The following is a 22,698-nucleotide window of genomic DNA, read 5'->3' on the forward strand; positions in this document are numbered from 1 at the left end:
GCAGATCCAGGCGGTCATCCCGCCAAAGGCTGACAGGAAGGAGCCGATTGCCTGCGACTTCGCCATGTATCGCTGGCGCCAGCTCATCGAGAACTTCTTCTGCGATCTCAAGCAGTTCAGGGCCATCGCGACCCGCTACGACAAGACAGACGTCAGCTTCATGGCCTGGATCTTCCTGCGCGCGGCACACCTTCGGCTCAAATGAATGTCAACGGGCCTTAGGCGGCGGCTTCTGCGCCCCCCGGGGCCTTCGCCGAATCCTTGGCGGCGGCAGCGCGGGCATAGCGGGCGGCGATGACAGCGCAGGCCATCAGCTGCACCTGATGGAACAGCATCAGCGGCAGCACGATGGCGCCGATGTTCTGGCCGGCAAAGATGGCGCTGGCCATGGGCACGCCGCTGGCCAGGCTTTTCTTCGAGCCGCAGAAGGTGATGGCGATCTCGTCGGCCTTGGAAAAGCCGAGAAGCCGGCTGCCGAACATGGTGAGGCAGAGCACCACGGCGAGCAGTGCGAGATTGATCAGCAGCACCACGCCAAGATCGGCGATGGAATAAGTGTGCCACAGGCCTTCGATCACCGCCTCGCTGAAGGCGGCATAGACCACCATCAGGATCGAGCCGCGATCGACCGGTGTCAGGATCTTCTTGTGCGACCGCACCCATCGGCCGATCCAGGGTTCCAGCACCTGCCCCGCCACGAAGGGCAGCAGCAGCTGCAGCGCGATCTTTTCCAGCGCATCAGCGGAAAATCCGGCTTCGCCCGTGGTCGTCAGAAGCAGGCTGGCGAGCAGGGGCGTCAGGAACATGCCGAAGAGATTGGAGCCGGACGCCGCGCAGATCGCCGCCGGCACATTGCCGCCGGCCATCGAGGTGAAGGCGATGGAGGATTGCACGGTGGAAGGCAGGACCGTCAGGAACAGGATGCCCATGTAAAGCTCCGGCGGCAGGATGCTTGCCGGTACGAAGCCGATCGCCAGGCCCAGCAGCGGGAAAATGGCGAAGGTCGTCAGGACAATGGTCAGGTGCAGCCGCCAGTGCAGGAGGCCCGCCACCACCACATCGCGCGACAGCCGCGCCCCATGCAGGAAGAACAGAAGCGCGATCGCGAGATTCGTCGCCGTGCCGAAATAGCCGGCCATCACGCCGCTGACCGGCAGCACCGAGGCCAGCGCCACGGTCGCCACCAGCATCAGGGTGAAGCTGTCGGGCAGGAAGCGTTTCATCTCAGGGCTCCTTCATCTTCATGCATCGTGCTCGCCCGCGTCCTGCAATCCGGGCCGGCGGCCCCGTTCGTGCGGATAACATAGGGCAAGGATTGCACTTGCGCGGGACAGATGACCCTCTCTGGCCTATCATGAAATCAAATGCAAAAACTAACAGTTATCGAGATACGCGATGACCATGCTGAACCTGCACCATCTCGCGAGCTTCGTCACGCTGGAGGAAACCCGCAGCTTCACCGCCGCCGCCGAGCGGCTGGGGCTCGGGCAATCCACCGTCAGCCAGCATATTCAGAGGCTGGAGGCCGCGCTTGGCCGGCGGCTGATCGCCCGCGACACCCATAGCGTGCGGTTGACAGCAGACGGCGAGGCGCTGCTTGCCCATGCCCGAGACATGCTGGCGCTCGATGCCCGCGTCTTTTCCCTGTTCGGCGAAAGCCGGCTGCGCGGCCGGCTGCGGCTCGGCGTCTCCGAGGATGTGGTAGCCAACCGTCTTACCGACATCCTGCACGAATTCATCCGCCTGCATCCGCTGGTCGATCTCGAGCTGACGGTGGCACTCAGCGCCGAGCTTTATCGGCTGCAGGATGGCGGCGAGCTCGATCTGGTCCTGGCCAAGCGCCGGATCGGCGAGGCCAAGGGCCGGCTGCTCTATCGCGAACCGCTGGTCTGGCTGGCGCGCGAGCCGGAGCGGATCGCCGCGCGCGCCGGCGCGCTGCCGCTGATCGCCTTTCCCCCGCCCAGCATCACCCGCCGTGTGGCCCAGGAGGTGCTCGACCGCGCGGGCGTCAGCTGGCGCATCGTCTGCACCTGCTCCAGCCTGACCGGGCTGACAGCCGCCGCGCGCGCCGGCATGGGCGTGCTGGTCCAGCCACGCAGCATGGCGCCCGAAGGCCTGAAGGAGATCCCCTCGGAACTGCTGCCCGTCCTCGACGATGTCGAATTCGTCCTCGTCCCGCGCCGCGGCGCCGATGCCGAGCTGGTGGAGGCGCTGTCGCACCAGATCGTTTCACGGATCATGCCGCGCGCGGGGGGATGAATGTGGAGAGAGGGATCGGCGTCTTTTGGCTTTGCGTCGATCCGAAAACCGGTTTCCGCTTTTCGGTGCGCTGCTCTACCGCAGCTTCATGAGCCCCGCAGCGGTCGGCCGGAAACCGCAGCCGCGATAGAAGGCGTCAAGCTGCGGCTCGTAATCGACATGGAGCCATTGCGCTCCGCGCCGCGCGGCTTCGTCGGCTGCCATCGTGACCAGCCGCGTGGCCACGCCCTGCCGCTGAAATTCGGGATGAACACAGGTATCGAGAAGAATGGCATGGCGGTCGCCGTCTGTGGCGACATTGACGAAGCCGATCAGGCGCCGGTCGGCATAGGCGCCGAAATGTACGAGGCTGCGCGCGAGCACAGGCGCGAAGTCCCGCGCCGCGCTCTCGCCCCAGGCTGCCTGCCAAAGCGTATTGAGATCGTTTGCCGAGGGGAAGGGGTCTGTGACGATCTCAATCATGTCGATATGCTCAAAAGGAGAGGACGATGGACCGTCAAGACGTGACGAGCGTGATTTCAAGTCTGGCACCTGTCGCCTCGGCATATCGGCGCAGCGTTGACAAGGACGGGGAAGCCCAGCCGCCTTCCAGGCGCGCAATGGCGGACTGCGTGGTTCCAAGACGCTTGGCAAGGTCTGCCTGTCACACCTTGGCATGACGTCACCTGCTTCATCCGCGCTTTGGCCAATGTCAGAGCGGCCTTCGGGGTCTTCCGCAATTTCTTGACGAACACATAGAGAACGATGACGCGGCGACCTGTCATGGTCACATGAATTCCGCCCGCAATGCCCTCGGACGCTGCCACCCGCAATTCCCAGAGCTTTCCGTCCAGATGCTTGACGTGTGGCTCCCGCAGCTGCTCAAGCGCCGACGCGCTCGCCTACTTCCATCAGACGGACAAGACGTGCTCGAAGGCGAGAAGGTAAGGCCGCGATTTCGGCGTCAACGATGTCGAGAGTCTCAACCGCTCAAAGCATTTGCCACATATAGCACATATGTCCGCAGTCGGAGCAAAGACGTGCATCGCTGTGAGCACATGCCGTGCGGTAAAAATCTGTTTAGCTGGATATCTTATCTAATCTACAGGAAGATTTGGTGGAGCTAAGCGGGATCGAACCGCTGACCTCTTGCATGCCATGCAAGCGCTCTCCCAGCTGAGCTATAGCCCCATAAGGGTTCCGGTGAAGACCGGTCCGGGTCGTGTCCGTTCGCTTCGTCCCGGCCACGAGCGGGTTATTAGACGGGGCCCGTTTCCTTTGCAAGCGGAAAAATTCGATCGGGCGAAAAAAGTTTCGGCGGGCGGCGGGCACGGCGCCGGAACGCCTGATTTTCCAGGCTTTTGAAGCACTTCGGGGAACGGTGAGGGACAAGGAGAGCGGTCGAAATTCTTTTGCCGCCTTAAGGGCAGGGCCGCAAAGAGCGGTTCGGCGGCGGGCCGGGCCGGCTTGCCTGTGACGGCATGGTTACGCTTGCCGGGGAACAGACGAGCTCCGCGACACGGCAGGGCAAGGGAAGGGGAGGCGCGGCCGATGCGGGAGGAGAGGCGCGCGATGTTTGAAGATGGCTGGTCGATCTTTGTCGTCGCAGATGGGCCACCGATCTCTCTGCGCAAAAGAAAAGGCGCCGGAGGGTTTCCCCGGCGCCTTTGCTGTTCAGTCCTGCGATCCGAAAAGGATCAGGCTTCCTCGTCGTCGTCGGAGACGCCGATCAGGTCGGACAGGCCGTTATTGTCGTCGTCCTCGTCCTGCTCCAGGAAGGTGTCGTCGTCGTCGCTGTCGATCTCGACCTCGTCATCGCCCAGATCCGGCAGATCGTCGCCAGCGGCGCCGTCTTCGGCTTCCTCGAGCGAGACCAGTTCGACCTCGGTGTTTTCGGTATCGACTTCCGCGACATCCTCTTCCTCGGCCTTTTCCATGACCTTGGCCACGGATGTTTCCTCGAAATAGGAGAGGGGATAGGATTTGCCCGTATAGGGCGAAACGATCGGATCCTTGTTCAGATCGTAGAATTTACGGCCCGTTTCCGGGTCGATGCGCTTGGTTCCAAGTTCCGGTTTTGCCACTGTCGAAGCCTCGCAAAGGGCCGGCACGGGCCGGCCACCAGCCGGTCGTCCGGCGGTGAAGGGGATTGAAAATGTGTCGGTCCCCATAAATGTCCAGGCAGGACATGTCAAAGCGAAACTTGTGGGGCGCCCTTGCGGATGCCACGTCTCCGCAGGCCGAATCGGCGCCTGAACGAGGAGCCAGCGGCTTGGCATCCGCCTTGGCCTTGCCTTAGAGAAGGGCAGCGGCGGGGAGGGGCGGACGCATTGTCCGGTCAGATACGCGCCGTTTCGGCCGGGCACAAGGCCCCTGAGACGATCGATAAGGAGAGGCAGACCATGATCATCGCCATCGACGGACCCGCAGCCGCGGGCAAGGGGACCCTGTCGCGCCGCCTGGCCGCCCATTACGGCTTCCACCATCTGGATACGGGGCTGACCTATCGCGCCGTGGCCCGGGCGCTGATCGAGGCCGGTCAGCCGTTGGATGACGAGCGCACGGCGGAGGGATTTGCGGAAGCCGTGGATCTCGCCGGGCTCGACCGCAGCGTGCTCTCGGCCCATGCCATCGGCGAGGCCGCCTCGCGCATCGCCGTCATGCCCGCCGTGCGCCAGGCGCTGGTGCGCGCGCAGCGCCGCTTTGCCGAGACCCCGCCCGGCGCGGTTCTCGACGGGCGCGACATCGGCACGGTGGTCTGCCCTCAGGCGCCGGTGAAGCTCTACGTCACCGCCTCGGCCGAGGTGCGCGCGCGACGCCGCTTCGACGAGATGACGGCCATGGGCCAGACGGCGGATTTTCTCGAGGTGCTGGCCGATATCCGCAAGCGTGACCAGCGCGACATGGAGCGCGCCGACAGCCCTTTGCGTCCTGCACCGGACGCGCACTTGATCGATACGTCGGAAATGAGTATAGAGGCCGCATTTCTGGCGGCGAAGACGTTTGTCGACGCGGCCCTGAAACCGTAACCCGACCTGCCATCCCCGCGCCGGAAAAGCTCCCCGATCGATGATCCCGGGAGCGGATGGAGTTCGGATATGATCAACACGAACCCCCGGCGCAGCGCCAGCGTTCCCTTCGTCAATTCGGTCCCGGGTCCATTCGGTCACGGACAGGCTCCTCTGGATTTTGAGGACGGACGCGCGCATTCAGGAGAATTCATGTCTCAAGCAGCCCCCACCCGCGATGATTTCGCAGCGCTCCTGCAGGAATCCTTTGCGCAGCACGACCTGGCCGAAGGCTATGTGACGAAGGGTATCGTCACCGCCATCGAAAAGGACGTTGCCGTTGTCGACGTCGGCCTGAAGGTCGAAGGCCGCATCGCGCTCAAGGAATTCGGCGCAAAGGCCAAGGACGGCACGCTCAAGGTTGGCGATGAAGTCGAGGTCTATGTCGAGCGCATCGAAAACGCGCTGGGCGAAGCCGTTCTGTCGCGCGAGAAGGCTCGCCGCGAAGAAAGCTGGATCAAGCTCGAAGCCAAGTTCGAAGCCGGCGAGCGCGTCGAAGGCGTCATCTTCAACCAGGTCAAGGGTGGTTTCACCGTCGATCTGGACGGCGCCGTCGCCTTCCTGCCGCGTTCGCAGGTCGACATCCGTCCGATCCGCGACGTCACCCCGCTGATGCACAATCCGCAGCCCTTCGAAATCCTCAAGATGGACAAGCGCCGCGGCAACATCGTCGTCTCGCGCCGCACGGTTCTCGAAGAGTCCCGCGCCGAGCAGCGTTCTGAAATCGTTCAGAACCTCGAAGAAGGCCAGGTTGTCGACGGCGTCGTCAAGAACATCACCGATTACGGTGCGTTCGTCGACCTCGGCGGCATCGACGGCCTGCTGCACGTCACCGACATGGCCTGGCGCCGCGTCAACCATCCGTCGGAGATCCTGTCCATCGGCCAGCAGGTCAAGGTTCAGATCATCCGCATCAACCAGGAAACCCACCGTATCTCGCTCGGCATGAAGCAGCTCGAGTCGGATCCGTGGGATGGCATCGGCACGAAGTATCCGACGGGCAAGCGCATTTCGGGCACCGTCACGAACATCACCGACTACGGTGCCTTCGTTGAGCTGGAGCCGGGCATCGAAGGCCTGATCCACATCTCCGAAATGTCCTGGACCAAGAAGAACGTTCACCCCGGCAAGATCCTGTCCACGAGCCAGGAAGTCGACGTGGTCGTTCTCGAAGTCGATCCGACCAAGCGCCGCATCTCGCTCGGCCTCAAGCAGACGCTCGAGAACCCGTGGCAGGCCTTCGCGCACAGCCATCCGGCTGGCACGGAAGTTGAAGGCGAAGTCAAGAACAAGACCGAATTCGGTCTGTTCATCGGCCTCGAAGGCGATGTCGACGGCATGGTGCACCTGTCCGACCTCGACTGGAACCGTCCGGGCGAGCAGGTCATCGAGGAATACAACAAGGGCGACGTCGTCAAGGCTGTCGTTCTCGATGTGGACGTCGATAAGGAGCGCATCTCGCTCGGCATCAAGCAGCTCGGCCGCGACACCGTCGGCGAAGCCGCTTCTTCCGGCGACCTGCGCAAGAACGCTGTCGTTTCGTGCGAAGTCATCGCCGTCAACGATGGTGGCATCGAGGTGAAGCTCGTCAACCACGAGGACATCATCTCCTTCATCCGCCGCAACGATCTGGCCCGCGACCGCGACGAACAGCGCCCCGAGCGCTTCTCGGTCGGCCAGGTGGTCGATGCCCGCGTCACCAACTTCTCGAAGAAGGACCGCAAGGTCATGCTTTCGATCAAGGCGCTGGAAATCGCCGAAGAAAAGGAAGCCGTTGCACAGTTCGGTTCGTCCGACTCGGGCGCCTCGCTGGGCGACATCCTGGGCGCGGCTCTGAAGAACCGCGGCGGCGCCGAGTAATCCGCTTCCCGTCGCCGCGCCGGTCGCTCAAGACCGGCGCGGCGATGGATCGGACATGATCTGAAGCCCGCGACATCCGCGGCAACCGTTCTTTCCAGCCGACCGGCTGGGGGCGGTTGCCCCGGTGTCGCGGGCTTCATACGTTCTGGTGCCGGCGGTTTCGGTAGGGGGCCGTGTGGCCGGAGCGTCGGATGGGAAAGTGGGAGCCGGCTTTCGGAAAAATCCGATGCACAAACAAAATTCCAGAGCATCAGACTGCGCTTGATTTTCAGTCCGCTGCTCCAGCGCCCGCCGAGGCGCAACCCTTTCGGTCAGCGTCCCCGGGCTCGAACCAGGGTCGGCTGTTGCGGAGGCTGATGGCGCAATCGAGCGAATTTTTTCGCTCAGGTCCCACGACGGACACAGAGCTTGCCGTTCTGGTCGAGCCCTGACCCAAGACCTCGCGTGACTGAGCAACGTCGCATCGACGCGGCGGCAAACCGGCCGAATGCTCAGGCCTCCGGCGCCTTTTCCTCGGGATCGAAGCCCGCCATGTGCCGGTAAAGCGCATAGGCATCGCCGGCATTGTCCTCGCCATTGCCATCAGGGCTGCTCTCGCCGTCCTCCTGGTTCTGCGCCGGTTCATCCTGGTCGCGTGCAGGCGACTGGCCACGGCGCTTCTGCCCGTCGCGATCATCCTTGCCGAGCGGCTGGCTCCGCTCGGTTGGCAGATTGTCCGGCCGGCGCGGCTTGACGTCCTTCGGCGGCAGGGACGCGGCGGCGAAGGCCAGCGCGATCCAGTCCTGCATGACATTTTCCGAAGGGCGCAGAATGCCGAGATCGCCGAGATCCTGCGGGCGGCTGGGCGGCAGCGCCACACTGCGCTCCGCAGCAGCGCGCGCCGTGGTCTGGGCATCGTCCTGCGGGCTCAGCGCTTCGCCGTTACCGCCGGTGCGGGCGCGCGGTCCGAGCGCGGGCGCGTCGGATCGGTCCGGATCCGCCTCGTCCGCCAGCGCCGAGATCAGCGCATCCATATTCGTCTCGTCCAGCAAGGGCGGCAGCGCCGGGGCGGCCGCAGGCCGGCGGCCCAGCGACAGCAGCGTCGTTGCTTCCGTCTCGATCAGCTCTGACGCCGGCATTTCCGCCAGCATGCTTTCCTGATCCTTACCCTCCAGATCTGCGCGTGTCGGCTGCGCATCATCCGCGGGACCCACACGGTCCTGCGACGCAACGGATTGTGCCGGGCGCGCTGCCGCGGGATCGCGTCGGGCCGGGCCAGTCGGGGCCGCGTCATCCGCAGGGGCGGCGCTGTCGGCCGCCGCTGCGCGAGCCTCGAGGCTTCCCGCCTCATCGCTGCTCCAGCCGCGTGCGGCGGCCAGAAGGGCGGCCGGCGGCCGCGCACTCTCCTCCTGCGTCCGCAGGGCGGTGACGATCCGCAGCAGCGAATTGACGGCATCAGGCGAGCGCGAGAGATAGTCGATCGCGGTCTTCAGTAGGGGAATGCCATCCTTGGTGGTGGCGCTCCTGCGTGCACGCTGCAGGGCTGCCGTCGTTTCGCTTTCCTGCGCCGGCGCGGCCTCCCTCTCCGCGGCCTCTGAAGGCTGCGGCTCGAGCGGCCGTTCGGTTCCTGCCTCGTCCGTTGCCGTGGTCACGGACGATGACGCGGCCTGGGCGGCAAGAGGAGAAGGGAGCACAGGCGATGACGGTGCAGGCTGGGCCAGCGGCAGCGGGCGCGCGCCGCTCTGGCTTGGCACGGGTGCCGTGATCTCCGGCTGGGGCAAAGCGCTGGCCGAGGCGGCGGGGCCCTGGGAAGACAGGCCTGTGCGCCGCGCTTCCGCGGCGCGCGCCTCGGCAGCCATGGCGATGGCTGCGGCGCGCTGCGGCGCCGACAGGCTCGGCGCGGCCGATGGCGGCTGCGCGGCCGGCGCAGGCTGTGTCGTGGGCGTTGTCGTGGGCAGGCGGATGGCAGCCGGCTCGGCGGTGGCGGATTTCGCCCCTTGCGCGGGGGCGGCCCCATGGGTCGCCTGCGGCCGGTTCGGCGGGCCGGACCGGGCCGGACCGGCCTCTGGCACAGGATATGGAGCTGCCTTCTGCCGGTCGATCACCTCGAAGGCCTTGAGCGGCAGGTTGGCAGGGCGCGGCAGCGCGGGCGGCGCCTCGTTGCGCAGCGTATCGAGCAGCAGCCGCAGGGCGGTCACGAGTGGGCGCTGCCCGAGCTGCTTTTCCAGCGCTGCCCGCGCGGCGGGCGGCATGGCCTCGATGGCGGCGGACAGGCGCTTGGCGAAGTCGCGCAGCGTTTCCTGCGGGAGGGGGGGAATGTCGAGGATCTTTGACAGGGTCTCGATCAGCCGCGTCAGCGCCAGACGGGTCGAGAGCGGGCTGTCCGACAGCTGGCGGACGAGAACGTCGATGATCTTGAGAATCGCATCGGCATGGCGCGTCGGCGTCGCCTGCGGCGCCGTTCGGTCTCTCTGGGACATCGCGTCGCCATGGTTGGATGGCGCGCGGTTCTCGATCGCGCTGGTCATGCTGTTGCTCCGCATCGGCGTCTTCTCGCCTAGAGCATCAGACTGAAAATCCTACGCAGTCAAATGCTCTATATTCATGTTTTTGCATCGGATTTTTCCGAAAACCCGTTCCCGCTTCTCGGGCCGATGCTCTCGCTCCTTGCTGTTCCGGTTCCGCCATGCGCGGGCAGGCGTCCGCGCTGGGTATCTCTCTTGGGCCTCCGTCAAGGCCTGACCCGGCGTGTGGGCCCGGTCAGCGCCGGATGCGTACGAAGCGCGCGATCTGGCGAACGCGCAGGCCATCGGCAAAACGGAGGACGCCGCATCATGGGGCGTTCTGGCAGGAATGAGCCCTGATAGCGTCAAGCGCGCGCTTCAAGGACGGTCCTGCAAAAATCGGAGAATCGGGTTGGGCTGTCGTCAAAGTGACAGAGCGCGCTTCGGCCCGGGCATCCCGCTGGCCGTGACCTGCCTCGCGCAAATCGTGCCGCGGGCGCATCATGCGCAGGGCCGGAGCAAAAAGACCGCATCGATCATGCGGATTGCAAGAGGCTACTCCCGACCTTGATGAAGAAGATTTATCGGAAAATCCCTAACAAAAGGTTAAGGCATCGGAGTGGCCCCAGCCTCGGGCAAGGCTTTTCGTCCGATAAGCAGAGGGAGCGAGACAGGGCCAGAGCGCGTCGCCATCCTTCCGTTTCGCGTGCGGCGCTCTAAGTCATTGTTTTGGCGTGGGTCGTGATCGCGAACCGGGATCCTGTTCCGCGACATGCCTTGGAGGATCGCGCCGGAAACCGGGAGCTGGTTTTCGGATCCATCCGATGCGAAAACGAGAAACCCGAAGCAGCGCCGTGCCTTTCGAGATCGGGTCCGACGCGTCAAAATCTTCAGCATCCCGTGTCTGGGCACACAGCGGATGCTGTCGGGAGGAGCAGCATGGACTTCGACAATCCCATCCTCGACACCGACAGCTACAAGTTCGGCCATCATTTGCAATATCCGCCGCAAACGGCTGCCATCAGTCATTATATCGAGGCGCGCGGCGCGAACGATCTGGTCGATGTCGTCTTCTTCGGCCTGCAGATGTTCCTGAAGGGGCTCCTGTCCCGCCCGGTCACCCGCACGCATGTGGAGGAGGCGGAAGCCTTCGCGACGGCCCATGGCCAGCCCTTCAACCGCGCGGGATGGATGCACATCGTCGAGCGGCATGGCGGCATCCTGCCGCTGGAGATCGAGGCGCTGCCGGAAGGTATCTGCGTGCGCCGGGGCGTTCCGCTGGTGCAGGTCACAAACACCGATCCCGCCTGCTTCTGGCTGCCGGGCCATGTCGAAACGGCGATGCTGCGCGCCGTCTGGTATCCTTCGACCATCGCCAGCCAGCTGCGCAAGATCCGCCGGCAGCTCGCCGAGATGCTGGAAAAGACGGCCGATCGCCCGGGCGAGCACCTGCCTTACATGCTGATGGATTTCGGCGCACGCGGCGTCGGCGCGCATGAGCAGGCTGCAATCGGCGGCGCGGCCCATCTCGCCTTCTTCGCCTCCAGCGACAATGTGCCCGCCGTCCTGGCGGCCCGCCGCTTCTATCGCGCCGTCATGGCCGCCCGATCCATGCCGGCCGCCGAGCACACGACCATCACCGCCTGGGGCGGAGACCGCGAAGCGGCGGCCTATGGCAATATGATCGACCGCTTCGCCCGCTATGGCGCGCTGTCCGTCGTCTCCGACAGCTACGACATCAATCTCGCCGTCACGGAGGTCTGGGGCAAGGCGCTCAAGGAAAAGGTGCAGGCGTGCGGCGCCACCGTCTTCATCCGCCCCGACAGCGGCGATCCGATCGAGACGCCGGTTCATGTGGTCAAGCAGCTCGATTATGTCTTCGGCTCCTCCATCAATTCCAAGGGCTACCGCGTGCTCAACCCCTGCGTCCGGGTGATCCAGGGCGACGGTCTCTCGGTGGCCGATATGGGGCAAGTGCTGCGGCGGATGGAGGCCTTCGGCTTCTCGGCGGACAACATCGTCTTCGCCATGGGCGGCGGCATCCTGCAGAAGGTCAACCGCGACATCTATGCTTTCGCCATGAAGGCCAATGGCCGCAAGGACACGGACGGCCGCTGGCACGATGTCTGGAAGCGGTCTGCCTCCATGAACGTCAAGCCGTCCAAGGCGGGCCGTCAGGCCGTTGTCGACAGCGTCATGGGGCTGGAGGCCGTGCATCTGGACAAGCTGCGCGGCCGCGAAAACCATCTGCGCCCCGTCTGGCGCAATGGCGAGCTTCTGGTCGACTGGAGCCTTGACGATATCCGGCAGCGCCTGGCGCGGATGGTGTGAGGCCGGCGCGATCGCGGCGGAGCGTTTCGCCCGGTCGAGCGTTATAAGATCCCGACCGCTTGCGTCCTAAAGCGGATTCAGGCGCAAAGCGGTTGAAGTTTTTGGGCCCGAGCTTGAGCGCCAGCGGCGGCAGACGATCCCGATGGCACGCACAGGAAAGGAGACTGCCATGAGTTTTCGCCCGCCTCAAAGCCTGAGTTCTCCCGGCAGTCGCCAGACGCCGCTGAACGCGCTCGAATATGAGATCATGGCCGAGCGCGCCGATGCGCTGGGACGCTGCGGCCTGAAGGTCGAGGCAGCGCTCGCCGCGCTCTCCGCCTTTGATGCCGGGGTTGGCGATGCCGAAGGCGGCGAGGGGCCGGCGCGCGAGGCGCTGGTGGATGCGGCGGCGGATGTGACCTGGGCCTTTTTCATCCAGCGGGAACTCTGCGGCTTTCGATCCAATCGCGACGTGATCGAGCGATACAGGATCCCGGGCGAGGTGATCGCCCGCGTCGGCGTGGTGCGCCGTCCGAAGGTCTGACGTCCACAAGAAGCAAATAAAGCGAAGGGATGACTTTCCGGTGCCGATGACGATCGCCGTGATCGACCGTGTCCCCGTCGCGGATCTGCCGGAGCGTGCATCCTGAAGCATGATCCGATCCAAGTGAAACGAGGATCAGTAAGATGATGCTTCAAATAAAAAGTCTTGAGACGCTCTGATCTGATTAAGTCAGATGGGATGACGCGCCAAAACATCGGACGGGAAATCGTCAGCGGCCCAATGCCTCACGCGGCCTTGGCGGATGTGGCGGCGGCTGCTCCATCGGCGCTTTTGCCCTTCCTCATCTCAGCATCAGGCGGCCTTGGCGGCATCACCAATCGTCTTGTGCTTGAGCAGTTCGTAAAGGCCGATCTCGTCGACGCTGACGGCGAAGATGGCCTTGGCGTCGAGCTTCTGCATGCCGGCCTCGCTGGGGCCATCCGGCGTACCGGCTTGCTTCACCAGCTCGAGCTGGTGGGCTTCCCGCTCTTCGTTGCTCTTCGGCTCGCCAGCGGCCTCTTGCTGATTCGTGGCCTTCGTGGCGGTGGCCGTCTGCATGGTCTTGGCTGTTTCGGCATGGGCGGCGAGCGTCTGGAGAAGTTCGCCGGCCAGCGCGGCTGCCGGATCGACGCCGGCTGCAGCGCCCGGATCGGCATCGGTCTGGCCGTCACCGCCCGGGGCATGCCCGGTCTTGATCGCCGCCTCGTTCACGGCCGCAAGCGCATCCTGTGCCTTCCTGACATGGTCGAGCTTCTCGCTCGCCTCCTTGGCTCGGATGTCGGCCGCCCGCTCGGCGCGCGTGTCGTCATCCTCCACCCTGGTCGGATCCTTGGCGCCATCGCGTTCGAGGACGAGTTCGGCCTTGGACTTGGGATCGGCGATGTCGTCCATCCGCTGCAGCGCCTTCTGCAGATCCTTGGTCAGGCCCTTGTCTTCCTTGGCCTGCTTCTGCAAGGCGGCAGACAGATCCTTGGCAATCTGCCCGCGCGGGTTGGACATCGCGGCGATCAGGTCTTCCACCTCGATGCCCAGATCCTTCAGGCCAAGTGTCTGGGCGATCTCTTCCTTATCCTTGGCCATGGGCGCGCGGGCTTGGCGCAGCGTATCGCCAATGCGCGCACTATAGGCGCTGTCGCTCTCGTTGGACGCCCTGCTGATGCCGAATTCCGTGACCATGCGGGCAAGCCAGGCTTCGGTCGCGCTCGGCTTGGCATTGCTGCCATCCAATGTCGCATCGAGTTCTGATACGGTGACGCCGAAGCGGGCAAGGGTGACCGGTTCGCCATCCCCGGCTTCCTTCTGGCCGATCGCGCCTATCAGGGTCATGCGATCGGCGGCGCGCTGGCCGAACCGGGCATCCGACTCGCCATCGACGCGCTCCATGCCCAGCTGCTGGGCGAAGCGGCTGATCAGCTTGGCCAGGGGATCGGCCTCCGCCTGTCCGCCGAAGAAATGGGCATTGATCTTGTCGTTGAGCGCGGCGTGAGATTGGCTGGAGGAGACCTTCGCCTTCAGCATCTCATCGCTTTCAGACGAAGGGACGCCCTTGGCCTTCTTTTCCTCTTCCAGGCGCTGCTCGTCCTTGCGCTCAAGAATCGAGCGCAGGACGGAAGTGCTGGCGAGGCCTGCGGACTGCTGCAAGGGCGTGATCACGGCGCGGTCTCCCTATGGATCGCCGCAATTTCCCTCAGAAATGCTCAAGAAAGCCTTAAAATGCATTCACAGCGTGTATTTTCTTCTGCTTTGATTGAATTGCGATCCCCTGAAACCGGATGCCTGACGGTTCAGGCGCCTCGCTTCAGCTATGGGCGAAAATATCCGTCTCGTTCCAGCCGAGCAGGTCCAGCTTGGCGCGCGTCGGCAGGAAGGCGAAGCAGGCGCGGGCGTGGTCCATGCGTCCGTCCCGTTCCAGGCGTTGGGTCAGCTTGTCGCGCAGGGCATGCAGGTGCAGCACGTCCGAGGCGGCATAGTCGAGCTGCGCCTGCGAGAGTTTCGCGGCGCCCCAGTCCGAGGATTGCTGCTGCTTGGAGATATCCACCTCCAACAGCTCCTTCAGATTGTCCTTCAGCCCGTGGCGATCGGTGTAGGTGCGCACCAGGCGGGAGGCGATCTTGGTGCAGAAAACCGGGCCTGTCGTTACGCCGAAGGTGTGGAACAGCACGGCGATGTCGAAACGGCCGAAATGGAAGATCTTCTCGCGGGCCGGATCGGCAAGAAGGGCGACGAGGCGGGGCGCCTGCTTCTGCCCGGCCGCGATCTGAATTACGTCGGCGCTGCCATCGCCGGGCGAAAGCTGGACGAGACAGAGACGGTCGCGATGCGGCACAAGCCCGAGCGTCTCCGTATCCACCGCAATGGCGCCGCGATAGAGCGCGGCCGCCTCGGCCGAGATGTCGCCTTCGTGAAAGCGGATGGTGGCGGCCATTGGTCATGCCCCTTGCTATGATCGTCTCGCGCGCGCCGCCCGGAGCGTTCCCCAGGGAAACGGCCGAGTAATAGCCTCAAGCGATCCGTTTTCGCGTCGGATTTTTCCGAAAGCTTGAAACCGCTTTCCGGTCCGATGCTGTAAGTCTTTGCTTTGTCGCCTGTCACGAGGGCAAGCCCAGTGACCGGTTTTGCCCTCACGACACGCTTTAGCTCCGATAGGATTGCGAGACAAGGCGCCCGCCCAACGCCCGGCCTTGAGTAAAGAGGGCAGCGCCGATAGCGAGGGTGACGCGAATGTGATGGTCGAAAAGCCGCGTCCGCCCCAGCTCCTCTTGTAAGACCGTCCTCAAGACCGACATGCCAGCCAAGACGCCACAAAGGACTGCTTTGCCGCCGGCGGACGGTATGGCATGACAAGGCGACGACGCACAGGCCTGCGCCGGGTGCCGCAGGGAGGAGAGGAACATGTTAAGCTGGCAGGCAGGCAGGTCGGTTGCCCGGCGTGGGGCGGCAGTCAGTCTCGCCCTGGTCCTCCCCATGCTGCTGGCAGCCGCGCCGGCCGCAGCGCAGATGCGCGATGTCGGCACGGCATCGGCGGATTATCCTTTCGCCAATCTGCCGGGCGTGAAGCCGCAGGAGCCGCTGGTTGGCGGCCCGGATCAGCTGCACTGCCGTCAGGCGCTGGTGCCGCAGCGCGACACCGTCTTCAGCTCGGCAAATCCGCGTTACGATACGGTCAATGTCTGCCGCAAGGGCGACGGCCCGGAATTCTCCTCGCCGCGCCTGCCGCCCTCGATCTATCGCCAGCTTCGCGGCCTGGACTACTGACCGTTCCCCGGCTTTGAAGCGTCGAACCGACCCTCGGTTCTATGCTCTGCGCACGGCAAGGCGCCTCTTGATCGCGGCAGGGCTGCGGGGGAACATGCCGCTTTCCTTCTCAAAGCCTTCAGGCCTGTCCATTCACCCTCTGCATGGCGCTGAGCAGCGCCTCGCAGGAGGTATGCCCGCTCTTGTAAAGGCCGAGAAACACGGTGGCCGCATCCCGACCCGGCTCGGAGTCGACATCGATCGCGGCATCGCTGCACCAGCGCGAGAGCGCGCTGATGATCATCGTGATTTCTTGCTGCTCAAGCGTCATATCCGCCAGAAAAGACATGGTCGTGATCTCCCTCCCGGCCCAGGGCCTCGCCCTTTGACCGTTTCCCCTGATGGAAGGCCGCCACGCTGCGGCCAATCATGCGCGAACCCTCAGCGCATCGGACTGGAAATCAGTCGCAGTCCGATCCGCTATCTTTTTGTTTTTCATTGAATTTTTCCGAAAATCGCTTCCCGCTTTTCGGTCCGATGTTTCAGGCAGCCAGTTAAGGCCCGATTGCGACAGAATCGGCCCGATGTCCCGGCACCTGTTCCGGCTGCCATCCATTCCGCCATGCCAGGCCGCCCGCGTCCGAGCGAGCCCGGCTGCGACACCCTGAAGGATAGAGGCTGCGCGGCGCGCAACAATTGCGAAATCTGGGAGTGTCGCACGCGATGAACGGCGCGGGTCCGATTCGCGCGGGCATTGGCCCCGCGATGATGGCTATGTGCCGCAGCTCGCTGTCTGCCGCGTCAGGCCCTGGCCTTTGCCGCCTCGATCAGCGACTCGGCGATCGCCATGGCCAGCTTCTTGCCGCGCTGGTGCACGCGGCGGGTGTCGAAATCCTGGGCCGACAGGGCAAGATCCATGCCCTCGCGCAGAACGATCTGTTGCGCACGCTGCACGGCCCAAATGTGCAGGCTCTCCTGTGTATCCATGGCATTTCCCCCCGCCACGGCTCTTCAAAGCGCATGGACCCCATGCGTCGCCGCGTCATGCTGCTGACTGAAGGCCTTCTCACGACATCCTGCCCGTCGCCCCCCGGGGCCGAGAAGGGTCGATCCTCGTAATTGCCACGCTTCAACGAGGCGAGGTAGACGCCTGTTTCACGCGCCGCCCGCTCGCTCAAAACCGCGAATCACAAGCTTATCCTCTTACTTTCGTCTATTTCCGGAATGGAAAAAGCATAAGTTCTTGGGGGTGATTTTTTGCAGGCGGCTCGACGCTTGCGGTCACTCAGTGCCTGCCGTCATCATCTGCGCGAATCGCGCCAATCTCCCCAAGGACGCTTTTGTCGATGGGCCGTACGAACGCCGCAGGGCATCATCTGCAATCACAATGAATGCGCCACCAGCCGGCAGATTGCCAGCCAACATCAAGTGAACATTTATAGGAAGCTGAGAGAAACGAGCGGCGGTCTTCGGCCGGGCGCCTTGCGCGTGTATCTTTCAAAAGGAAATGGTGCCCAGAAGAGGACTCGAACCTCCACGCCTCGCGGCACAGGTACCTGAAACCTGCGCGTCTACCAATTCCGCCATCTGGGCGACGAGCGGGGGTGTACGGGCTGCCGGCCGTTCTGTCAACAGCCAGCGAAAGGATTTTTGCGTGCCTGTCCAGAGCTGGCAGGAACGGATGCCGCCAAACGCAATGAAGCCGGGTGCTTCTAAGAAAACCCGGCAAGATCAAGCATTTCTAGGGGGGAAGGCAACAGCCCGCTGAGGGGTGTTAAACGAGATCTCATGGATCTTAAAGGGAAATGGTGCCCAGAAGAGGACTCGAACCTCCACGCCTCGCGGCACAGGTACCTGAAACCTGCGCGTCTACCAATTCCGCCATCTGGGCGACGAGCGGGGGTGTACGGGCTGCCGGCCGTTCTGTCAACAGCCGGATGGGATCTTCATGAAAGTTTTTAGACAGCGGCGGGCAAACGCCGAAGATCCGTTTGATCGCCCCGCCATCAGGGGCGAATCCCGCTGCAAATTGACGGGCAGCCGGTCGCATTTGTCGTGGTGACATCCGCGCCGTGGCGGCCCTTATTCCGGGTGCGCAAGCGCGAAAGCGCGGATCAGCTCCAGGCCGGCGGCCAGCAGCGCTTCGGCCTTTGCTTCTTCCCGGGCCTCGACATAGCAGCGCATCTCGGGCGCATTGCCGGAGGGGCGGAAATGGATGATGCGCCCGTCTTTCAGCCGGACCCGCAGGCCATCGATGTCGCTGACGCGGCCGACCTCGCCGACCGGCGCCAGGAAGGTCTCGAGAGACTCCTGCGAGCCGCGCAGATGCGCCATGAGTGCGGCGCTGGTGGCGACGGGCATGTTTTCCACCCGGTCGCTCAGCGCCACCGGGAGGGCGTAGGTGCGGATGAGCGCCGACATCGGCCCCTTGCGTTCCGCCGTCTCGCGCAGAATCGCCAGAACCGGCAGGAAGCTGTCGCGGGTCGGCAGCGGGCTGATCCGTGTGCCGTCGATGACGAACTCGCTCGCGGTCAGCGTGCCGCCATTGGCCTCGAAACCAATGACCCCGCCGATCCCCTCGGCCACTGCCGCCTGCATGCCGGCAATGACGAAGGGCGAGCCGACCTGCGTGCGCCGGATGCGCAGGAGCCCGCAATCCTCCAGTCCCGAATTCGAGGTGACGGGTGTGACGGCCACGCGGGCCTTGAGAAAGTCGGCGGCAACGAGGCCGAGCAGGTCGCCGCGAACCGGCTCGCCTGTCTCGTCGGCCACCAGGGGACGGTCGCCATCACCATCCGCCGAAACGATCGCCTGCAGCTGAAATTCTCGCGCCCATTCCTTGAGAAGGGCAATCGTGCCGGCCGAGACCGCCTCGGTATCGACGGGAAGGAACACATCCGACCGTCCGAGCGGCAGCGCCTGGGCGCCGAAATGGGTGAGGATATCGACGAAGAGATCCCGGGCCACGGTGCTGTGCTGATAGACGCCGATGCGCATTCCTTTCAGCGCGCCGGCCGGCAGCAACGCCTTGTTGCGCGCGAGAAACAGGCGCGCGGCCTCTTGCTCGCCCTGCTCGTCGGCCGTTCCCGGTGTGGCGTCGATCGGCGCATCCGCGCGCAGCGCCTCGGCAGTGGAAAGGATCGCCGCCTCGTCGGCCTTGTCGATTTCGCCGTCGGGACGATAGAACTTGATCCCGTTGCGATCCGCCGGAATATGCGAGCCGGTGATCATCAGCGAAGCGCAGTGGCGTTCCTGTCCGTAAAGCGCCAGTGCCGGCGTCGGCAGCGCGCCGCAATCCACCACATGGAAGCCGAGGCGTTGCAACGCGCCCGTGCAGGTGGCGGCAATATCCGGGCTGGAATCGCGGAAGTCATGGGCGATCAGAAACGGATCGCCGGACTTGATCCGGCCCGTCGCCAGCAGATGGCGGGCAAAAGCCGTCGTATACAGCGCCGCCGGCGCCCCCTGGAGGTCCTGGACCAGGCCACGCAGACCGCTCGTTCCGAATTTCAGGCTCACGACGCGTCTCTCCTGTTGGCGCGAGCATTCCGGCAAAACGTTCTTGCCGGCAGGCTCTGTCTCTTCTGTTTCCGCATCGCTTGGCGATCGCGCACAGGGCGGAGCGCAGCAGACCCCCAAGTCATAGGGGCAGGCCGAGCGAAGTTGAACAGCAAGCGCGCGCTCTTGTCGCGCGCCAGCATCGACGATTCCATAAACGCCGACAGGCTGAGAACGCAACTTGAAAGTCGCTGCATAATTTCGGTCAAGCTCTCTTCAATCGAACAAGCCTCTGAAGCCCGATGTGGCGGCGCATGTCATCTCCTCTCGGCCACGGCATCGGGGGTCGCCCGGCGCAGCCCGCTCCCAAGCGCGGGTGGTCCCTGGCGATCCCGCACACAGGCCCCTCAAAAGAAGCTGCGGCCCGCATCCGCCAGCCAGAGCAGGGCGGCATAGCGGGCGGCCTTGCCGAGGGTGACATAGACCAGGAAGGGCAGGAGCGGCATGCGCAGGAAGCCGGCCACCAGGGTCAGCGGATCGCCGATGACAGGCAGCCAGGCAAAGAGCAGGACCGGATGGCCGAAACGGTGGAACAGCCGCTCCGCCCGCGCCCGCGCTGCTGGCGAGACCGGAAACCAGCGGCGATCCTCAAACCGGAGAAAAAAGCGTCCGAGCAGGGCGTTGACCAGGCTGCCGAGCACATTGCCGCTGGTGGCGGCGACCAGAAGGCTGACAGGCGGCGCTGCATCCCGGGTGACCGCCGCCAGAAAGGCGGCTTCGGAGGCGCCGGGCAGAAGTGTGGCAGAAAGAAAGGCCGCGAGGAAGACGCCGCCGAGCACTGCGAGGATCATGGCTTGATGCGGTCGGTATGGCCGAGATCGCGGGTGGGATCGATCACGTCACGAATGCGCTGCTTCAGCTCCTTCGGCCCCGGGAAACCGCCGTCGCGCTTGCGCTCCCAGATCAGCGCGCCATCCAGCCGGATCTCGAAAGCGCCGCCGGTGCCGGGGATCAGCGCGACCTCGCCGAGGCTGTCGGAGAAGGTCTGCAGGAGCTCCTGCGCCATCCAGCCCGCGCGCAGCAGCCAGTTGCATTGCGTGCAGTAGAGAATGCTCACGCGCGGCTTCTGCGCCGGTGTGTCCGTGTCGGCCGCTGATGGGAGGGGAGGGGGAACCTGGTCGGTCATGAGAGCCTCGCTCTGGTTCGGGTCGCAGGATCTGCCTACAGGATAAGGATGCCGTGGCAAAGCTTGGGCCAAGACAGGCTCGCCGGACGCTCAAGCCTTCGACGGCCTCGTCACGAAAAAGCCCGCCCCGGCACTTGGCCGGGACGGGCTTTGGGATGGCTGGACCCGTCGGCCGCTTACAGCGTGCGGGTGATGTGCTCCACGCGGAAGCATTCGATAACGTCGCCGGCGCGAATGTCTTCGTAGTTCTCGAAGGCCATGCCGCATTCCTGACCCATCGGCACTTCGGCCACTTCGTCCTTGAAGCGCTTGAGCGTCTTGAGCTTGCCTTCGTGGATGACGACGTTGTCGCGCAGCAGGCGCACACCGGCACCGCGCTCGACCTTGCCTTCGACCACACGGCAACCCGCGACCTTGCCGACCTTGGTGATGTTGAACACCTCCAGGATCTCGGCATTGCCGAGGAAGGTCTCGCGCCGCTCGGGCGAGAGCAGGCCGGACATCGCCGCCTTCACGTCATCCACCAGATCGTAGATGATGTTGTAATAGCGGATCTCGATACCGGCGCGCTCGGCCGCCGTGCGCGCCTGAGCGTTGGCGCGGACGTTGAAGCCGATGATCGCGGCATTCGAAGCCTCGGCCAGCGAGATATCCGATTCCGTGATGGCGCCGGCGCCCGAATGGACGATCCGTGCCCGCACTTCTTCGGTGCCGAGCTTTTCCAGCGCGCCGGCAATGGCTTCGATCGAGCCCTGCACGTCGCCCTTGATGAGAAGCGGGAACTCCTTCATTCCGGAGGTCTGCAGCTGGCTCATCATCTGCTCGAGCGAACCACGCTGGCCGGACTGGCGGGCAACCGCCTTGTCGCGGGCCAGACGCTGGCGGTATTCCGAGATCTCGCGGGCGCGGGCCTCGTTTTCCACCACGGCGAAACGGTCGCCGGCTGCCGGGGTGCCGGACAGGCCGAGGATTTCCACCGGCATGGCCGGCGTGGCTTCCTTGACGTGCTCGCCCTTGTCGTTGACCAGCGCGCGCACGCGGCCCCACTGGTCGCCGGCGACGATGATCTGCCCGGGGCGCAGCGTGCCCTTCTGGATCAGCACGGTGGCCACGGCGCCGCGGCCGCGATCGAGCTGGGCTTCGATGACGACACCCTCGGCCGTGCGGTCCGCATTGGCGCGCAGATCGAGGATTTCGGCCTGAAGCAGGATGGCTTCCAGCAGCTTGTCGAGATTGACCTTGTTCTTGGCCGACACTTCGACGTCGAGCACTTCACCGCCGAGCGATTCCACGAAGACTTCGTGCTGAAGCAGCTGCTGGCGAACCTTTTCCGGCTTTGCCTCGTGCTTGTCGATCTTGTTGATCGCCACGATGATCGGCACGCCCGCCGCCTTGGCGTGGTTGATGGACTCGATCGTCTGCGGCATGACGCTGTCATCGGCCGCCACCACCAGAACGGCGATGTCGGTTGCCTGCGCACCGCGGGCACGCATGGCCGTGAAGGCGGCGTGGCCGGGCGTGTCGATGAAGGTGATCTTGTGACCGTTCTGCTCGACCTGATAGGCACCGATATGCTGGGTGATGCCGCCCGCTTCGCCGGCCACCACATTGGCTTGCCGGATGGCGTCGAGCAGCGAGGTCTTGCCGTGGTCGACGTGACCCATGATCGTGACGATCGGCGGACGCGGCTGCTGTTCGCCTGAGTCCGCCATGTCGAAGATGCCTTCCTCGACGTCGGATTCCGAAACGCGCTTGACCGTATGGCCGAATTCGGAGGCGATCAGTTCGGCCAGATCGGCGTCGATGACGTCGCCCGGCTTCATCATCTGGCCTTCCTTCATCAGGTACTTGATGACGTCGACGGCGCGTTCGGACATGCGCTGCGACAGTTCCTGAATCGTGATGGTCTCCGGCAGGATCACTTCGCGGGTGACCTTTTCACGGGTCTCCTGCATCTGGCTGCGGCGGAACTTCTCCTGGCGGCGGCGCATGGCGGCCAGCGAACGCCCGCGGGCGCCACCTTCGTCATCAAGCGCTGCGGTCAGCGTCAGCTTGCCCTTGCGACGCTCGTCCTCGGTCTTCGGCCGGGCTGGGACCTTGGCCGGCTCGGGCCGGGTGACCTTGCCGCGGGCGGGCGCGCCGCCACGGCTCTTGCTGTCGTCCTCGTCGTCCGCCTTGCGGCCACGAAGGCCGGCCGGCGCCGGGGTTGCCGGAGCTGCGGCGGGCGCAGGGCGGCCGGCCTGCGGGCGGGCCGTGCGATCGTCGCGGCGCGCCGGG

Annotated in this window: 18 protein-coding genes, 3 tRNA genes and 3 pseudogenes; 7 read left to right on the forward strand and 17 right to left on the reverse strand. The window is 64.6% G+C overall.

Going from position 1 to position 22,698, the window contains the following annotated elements; translation table 11 throughout:
• Nucleotides 1-205: pseudogene (locus BJF92_RS10700) on the forward strand (IS5/IS1182 family transposase); the annotation flags it as partial.
• 13 nt (nucleotides 206-218) lie between these two features.
• On the opposite strand, the gene BJF92_RS10705 reads toward BJF92_RS10700, so the two are convergent.
• Nucleotides 219-1,223 (reverse strand): bile acid:sodium symporter family protein, encoded by a 1,005-nt coding sequence (locus BJF92_RS10705; protein ID WP_075634759.1) that lies wholly within the window; start codon nucleotides 1,221-1,223, stop codon nucleotides 219-221.
• A 178-nt stretch (nucleotides 1,224-1,401) separates the two neighbouring features.
• On the opposite strand from BJF92_RS10705, the gene BJF92_RS10710 reads away from it, so the two are divergent.
• The gene (locus BJF92_RS10710; protein ID WP_075634776.1) at nucleotides 1,402-2,259 is read left to right on the forward strand and encodes a LysR family transcriptional regulator; all 858 of its coding nucleotides are present in this window, start codon (nucleotides 1,402-1,404) and stop codon (nucleotides 2,257-2,259) included.
• Nucleotides 2,260-2,334: 75 nt separating this feature from the next.
• Here BJF92_RS10710 and BJF92_RS10715 read toward each other — a convergent pair whose 3' ends face one another.
• The 5 genes and pseudogenes from BJF92_RS10715 to BJF92_RS10735 form a co-directional block, all read right to left on the reverse strand.
• A complete protein-coding gene (locus tag BJF92_RS10715; protein WP_075634760.1) occupies nucleotides 2,335-2,721 on the reverse strand; it encodes a GNAT family N-acetyltransferase in 387 nt (128 codons plus the stop codon).
• A gap of 34 nt (nucleotides 2,722-2,755) precedes the next feature.
• Nucleotides 2,756-2,890, reverse strand: a pseudogene (locus BJF92_RS26065) (helix-turn-helix domain-containing protein); the annotation flags it as partial.
• A gap of 97 nt (nucleotides 2,891-2,987) precedes the next feature.
• Nucleotides 2,988-3,065, reverse strand: a pseudogene (locus tag BJF92_RS26475) (hypothetical protein); the annotation flags it as partial.
• A gap of 288 nt (nucleotides 3,066-3,353) precedes the next feature.
• A tRNA-Ala gene (locus BJF92_RS10730) sits at nucleotides 3,354-3,429 on the reverse strand.
• Between the two features lie 506 nt (nucleotides 3,430-3,935).
• Nucleotides 3,936-4,322 carry a TIGR02300 family protein gene (locus BJF92_RS10735; protein WP_075634761.1) on the reverse strand — a complete coding sequence of 129 codons (387 nt, stop codon included), beginning with the start codon at nucleotides 4,320-4,322 and terminating at the stop codon, nucleotides 3,936-3,938.
• 318 nt (nucleotides 4,323-4,640) lie between these two features.
• Between BJF92_RS10735 and cmk the strand changes: the two genes are divergently transcribed.
• A complete protein-coding gene (gene cmk / locus BJF92_RS10740) occupies nucleotides 4,641-5,267 on the forward strand; it encodes a (d)CMP kinase (protein ID WP_075634762.1) in 627 nt (208 codons plus the stop codon).
• 192 nt (nucleotides 5,268-5,459) lie between these two features.
• Nucleotides 5,460-7,166 carry a 30S ribosomal protein S1 gene (rpsA, locus tag BJF92_RS10745; protein WP_075634763.1) on the forward strand — a complete coding sequence of 569 codons (1,707 nt, stop codon included), beginning with the start codon at nucleotides 5,460-5,462 and terminating at the stop codon, nucleotides 7,164-7,166.
• Between the two features lie 491 nt (nucleotides 7,167-7,657).
• On the opposite strand, the gene BJF92_RS10750 is transcribed toward rpsA, so the two are convergent.
• Complete coding sequence (locus BJF92_RS10750) at nucleotides 7,658-9,673, reverse strand: hypothetical protein (protein WP_143523995.1); 2,016 nt, start codon at nucleotides 9,671-9,673, stop codon at nucleotides 7,658-7,660.
• 915 nt (nucleotides 9,674-10,588) lie between these two features.
• Here BJF92_RS10750 and BJF92_RS10755 point away from each other — a divergent pair.
• Complete coding sequence (locus BJF92_RS10755) at nucleotides 10,589-11,980, forward strand: nicotinate phosphoribosyltransferase (RefSeq protein WP_075634765.1); 1,392 nt, start codon at nucleotides 10,589-10,591, stop codon at nucleotides 11,978-11,980.
• A gap of 169 nt (nucleotides 11,981-12,149) precedes the next feature.
• Entirely contained in the window at nucleotides 12,150-12,503 is a 354-nt protein-coding gene (locus tag BJF92_RS10760) for a DUF6665 family protein (RefSeq protein WP_075634766.1), read from the forward strand.
• A gap of 312 nt (nucleotides 12,504-12,815) precedes the next feature.
• On the opposite strand, the gene BJF92_RS10765 is transcribed toward BJF92_RS10760, so the two are convergent.
• Nucleotides 12,816-14,156 carry a hypothetical protein gene (locus BJF92_RS10765; protein WP_075634767.1) on the reverse strand — a complete coding sequence of 447 codons (1,341 nt, stop codon included), beginning with the start codon at nucleotides 14,154-14,156 and terminating at the stop codon, nucleotides 12,816-12,818.
• A gap of 145 nt (nucleotides 14,157-14,301) precedes the next feature.
• Nucleotides 14,302-14,928, reverse strand: coding sequence for a ribonuclease D (locus tag BJF92_RS10770; RefSeq protein ID WP_075634768.1), 627 nt, complete (start codon nucleotides 14,926-14,928; stop codon nucleotides 14,302-14,304).
• A 539-nt stretch (nucleotides 14,929-15,467) separates the two neighbouring features.
• Between BJF92_RS10770 and BJF92_RS10775 the strand changes: the two genes are divergently transcribed.
• Nucleotides 15,468-15,758 carry a hypothetical protein gene (locus tag BJF92_RS10775; protein ID WP_078057978.1) on the forward strand — a complete coding sequence of 97 codons (291 nt, stop codon included), beginning with the start codon at nucleotides 15,468-15,470 and terminating at the stop codon, nucleotides 15,756-15,758.
• Between the two features lie 118 nt (nucleotides 15,759-15,876).
• Here the strand turns inward: BJF92_RS10775 and BJF92_RS10780 are convergent, their stop codons facing one another.
• The 8 genes from BJF92_RS10780 to infB form a co-directional block, all read right to left on the reverse strand.
• Complete coding sequence (locus BJF92_RS10780; RefSeq protein WP_075634770.1) at nucleotides 15,877-16,086, reverse strand: hypothetical protein; 210 nt, start codon at nucleotides 16,084-16,086, stop codon at nucleotides 15,877-15,879.
• Between the two features lie 452 nt (nucleotides 16,087-16,538).
• Entirely contained in the window at nucleotides 16,539-16,724 is a 186-nt protein-coding gene (locus BJF92_RS10785) for a hypothetical protein (RefSeq protein WP_075634771.1), read from the reverse strand.
• Nucleotides 16,725-17,245: 521 nt separating this feature from the next.
• Nucleotides 17,246-17,330 (reverse strand) — tRNA-Leu (locus tag BJF92_RS10790).
• 213 nt (nucleotides 17,331-17,543) lie between these two features.
• A tRNA-Leu gene (locus BJF92_RS10795) sits at nucleotides 17,544-17,628 on the reverse strand.
• Nucleotides 17,629-17,819: 191 nt separating this feature from the next.
• The gene (locus BJF92_RS10800; protein WP_075634772.1) at nucleotides 17,820-19,256 is read right to left on the reverse strand and encodes a phosphomannomutase; all 1,437 of its coding nucleotides are present in this window, start codon (nucleotides 19,254-19,256) and stop codon (nucleotides 17,820-17,822) included.
• Nucleotides 19,257-19,642: 386 nt separating this feature from the next.
• The gene (locus BJF92_RS10805) at nucleotides 19,643-20,086 is read right to left on the reverse strand and encodes a YqaA family protein (RefSeq protein WP_075634773.1); all 444 of its coding nucleotides are present in this window, start codon (nucleotides 20,084-20,086) and stop codon (nucleotides 19,643-19,645) included.
• Nucleotides 20,083-20,421: an Rdx family protein gene (locus tag BJF92_RS10810; RefSeq protein ID WP_075634774.1), complete on the reverse strand. Its 339-nt coding sequence runs from the start codon at nucleotides 20,419-20,421 to the stop codon at nucleotides 20,083-20,085. Before BJF92_RS10810 ends, BJF92_RS10805 begins: the two co-directional genes overlap by 4 nt.
• Before the next feature lie 176 nt (nucleotides 20,422-20,597).
• A partial coding sequence (gene infB / locus BJF92_RS10815) for a translation initiation factor IF-2 (RefSeq protein ID WP_075634775.1) occupies nucleotides 20,598-22,698 on the reverse strand: 2,101 nt, incomplete at its 5' end.

This window comes from Xaviernesmea rhizosphaerae (assembly GCF_001938945.1).
GTDB lineage: Bacteria > Pseudomonadota > Alphaproteobacteria > Rhizobiales > Rhizobiaceae > Xaviernesmea > Xaviernesmea rhizosphaerae.

Bases quoted from the DNA above. Each gene is read 5' to 3' on its own strand.
- BJF92_RS10705 (WP_075634759.1), bottom strand. From the start codon at position 1,223: ATGAAACGCTTCCTGCCCGACAGCTTCACCCTGATGCTGGTGGCGACC.
- BJF92_RS10710 (WP_075634776.1), top strand. From the start codon at position 1,402: ATGCTGAACCTGCACCATCTCGCGAGCTTCGTCACGCTGGAGGAAACC.
- BJF92_RS10715 (WP_075634760.1), bottom strand. From the start codon at position 2,721: ATGATTGAGATCGTCACAGACCCCTTCCCCTCGGCAAACGATCTCAAT.
- cmk (WP_075634762.1), top strand. From the start codon at position 4,641: ATGATCATCGCCATCGACGGACCCGCAGCCGCGGGCAAGGGGACCCTG.
- rpsA (WP_075634763.1), top strand. From the start codon at position 5,460: ATGTCTCAAGCAGCCCCCACCCGCGATGATTTCGCAGCGCTCCTGCAG.
- BJF92_RS10750 (WP_143523995.1), bottom strand. From the start codon at position 9,673: ATGACCAGCGCGATCGAGAACCGCGCGCCATCCAACCATGGCGACGCG.
- BJF92_RS10755 (WP_075634765.1), top strand. From the start codon at position 10,589: ATGGACTTCGACAATCCCATCCTCGACACCGACAGCTACAAGTTCGGC.
- BJF92_RS10760 (WP_075634766.1), top strand. From the start codon at position 12,150: ATGAGTTTTCGCCCGCCTCAAAGCCTGAGTTCTCCCGGCAGTCGCCAG.
- BJF92_RS10770 (WP_075634768.1), bottom strand. From the start codon at position 14,928: ATGGCCGCCACCATCCGCTTTCACGAAGGCGACATCTCGGCCGAGGCG.
- BJF92_RS10775 (WP_078057978.1), top strand. From the start codon at position 15,468: ATGCTGCTGGCAGCCGCGCCGGCCGCAGCGCAGATGCGCGATGTCGGC.
- BJF92_RS10780 (WP_075634770.1), bottom strand. From the start codon at position 16,086: ATGTCTTTTCTGGCGGATATGACGCTTGAGCAGCAAGAAATCACGATG.
- BJF92_RS10785 (WP_075634771.1), bottom strand. From the start codon at position 16,724: ATGGATACACAGGAGAGCCTGCACATTTGGGCCGTGCAGCGTGCGCAA.
- BJF92_RS10805 (WP_075634773.1), bottom strand. From the start codon at position 20,086: ATGATCCTCGCAGTGCTCGGCGGCGTCTTCCTCGCGGCCTTTCTTTCT.
- BJF92_RS10810 (WP_075634774.1), bottom strand. From the start codon at position 20,421: ATGACCGACCAGGTTCCCCCTCCCCTCCCATCAGCGGCCGACACGGAC.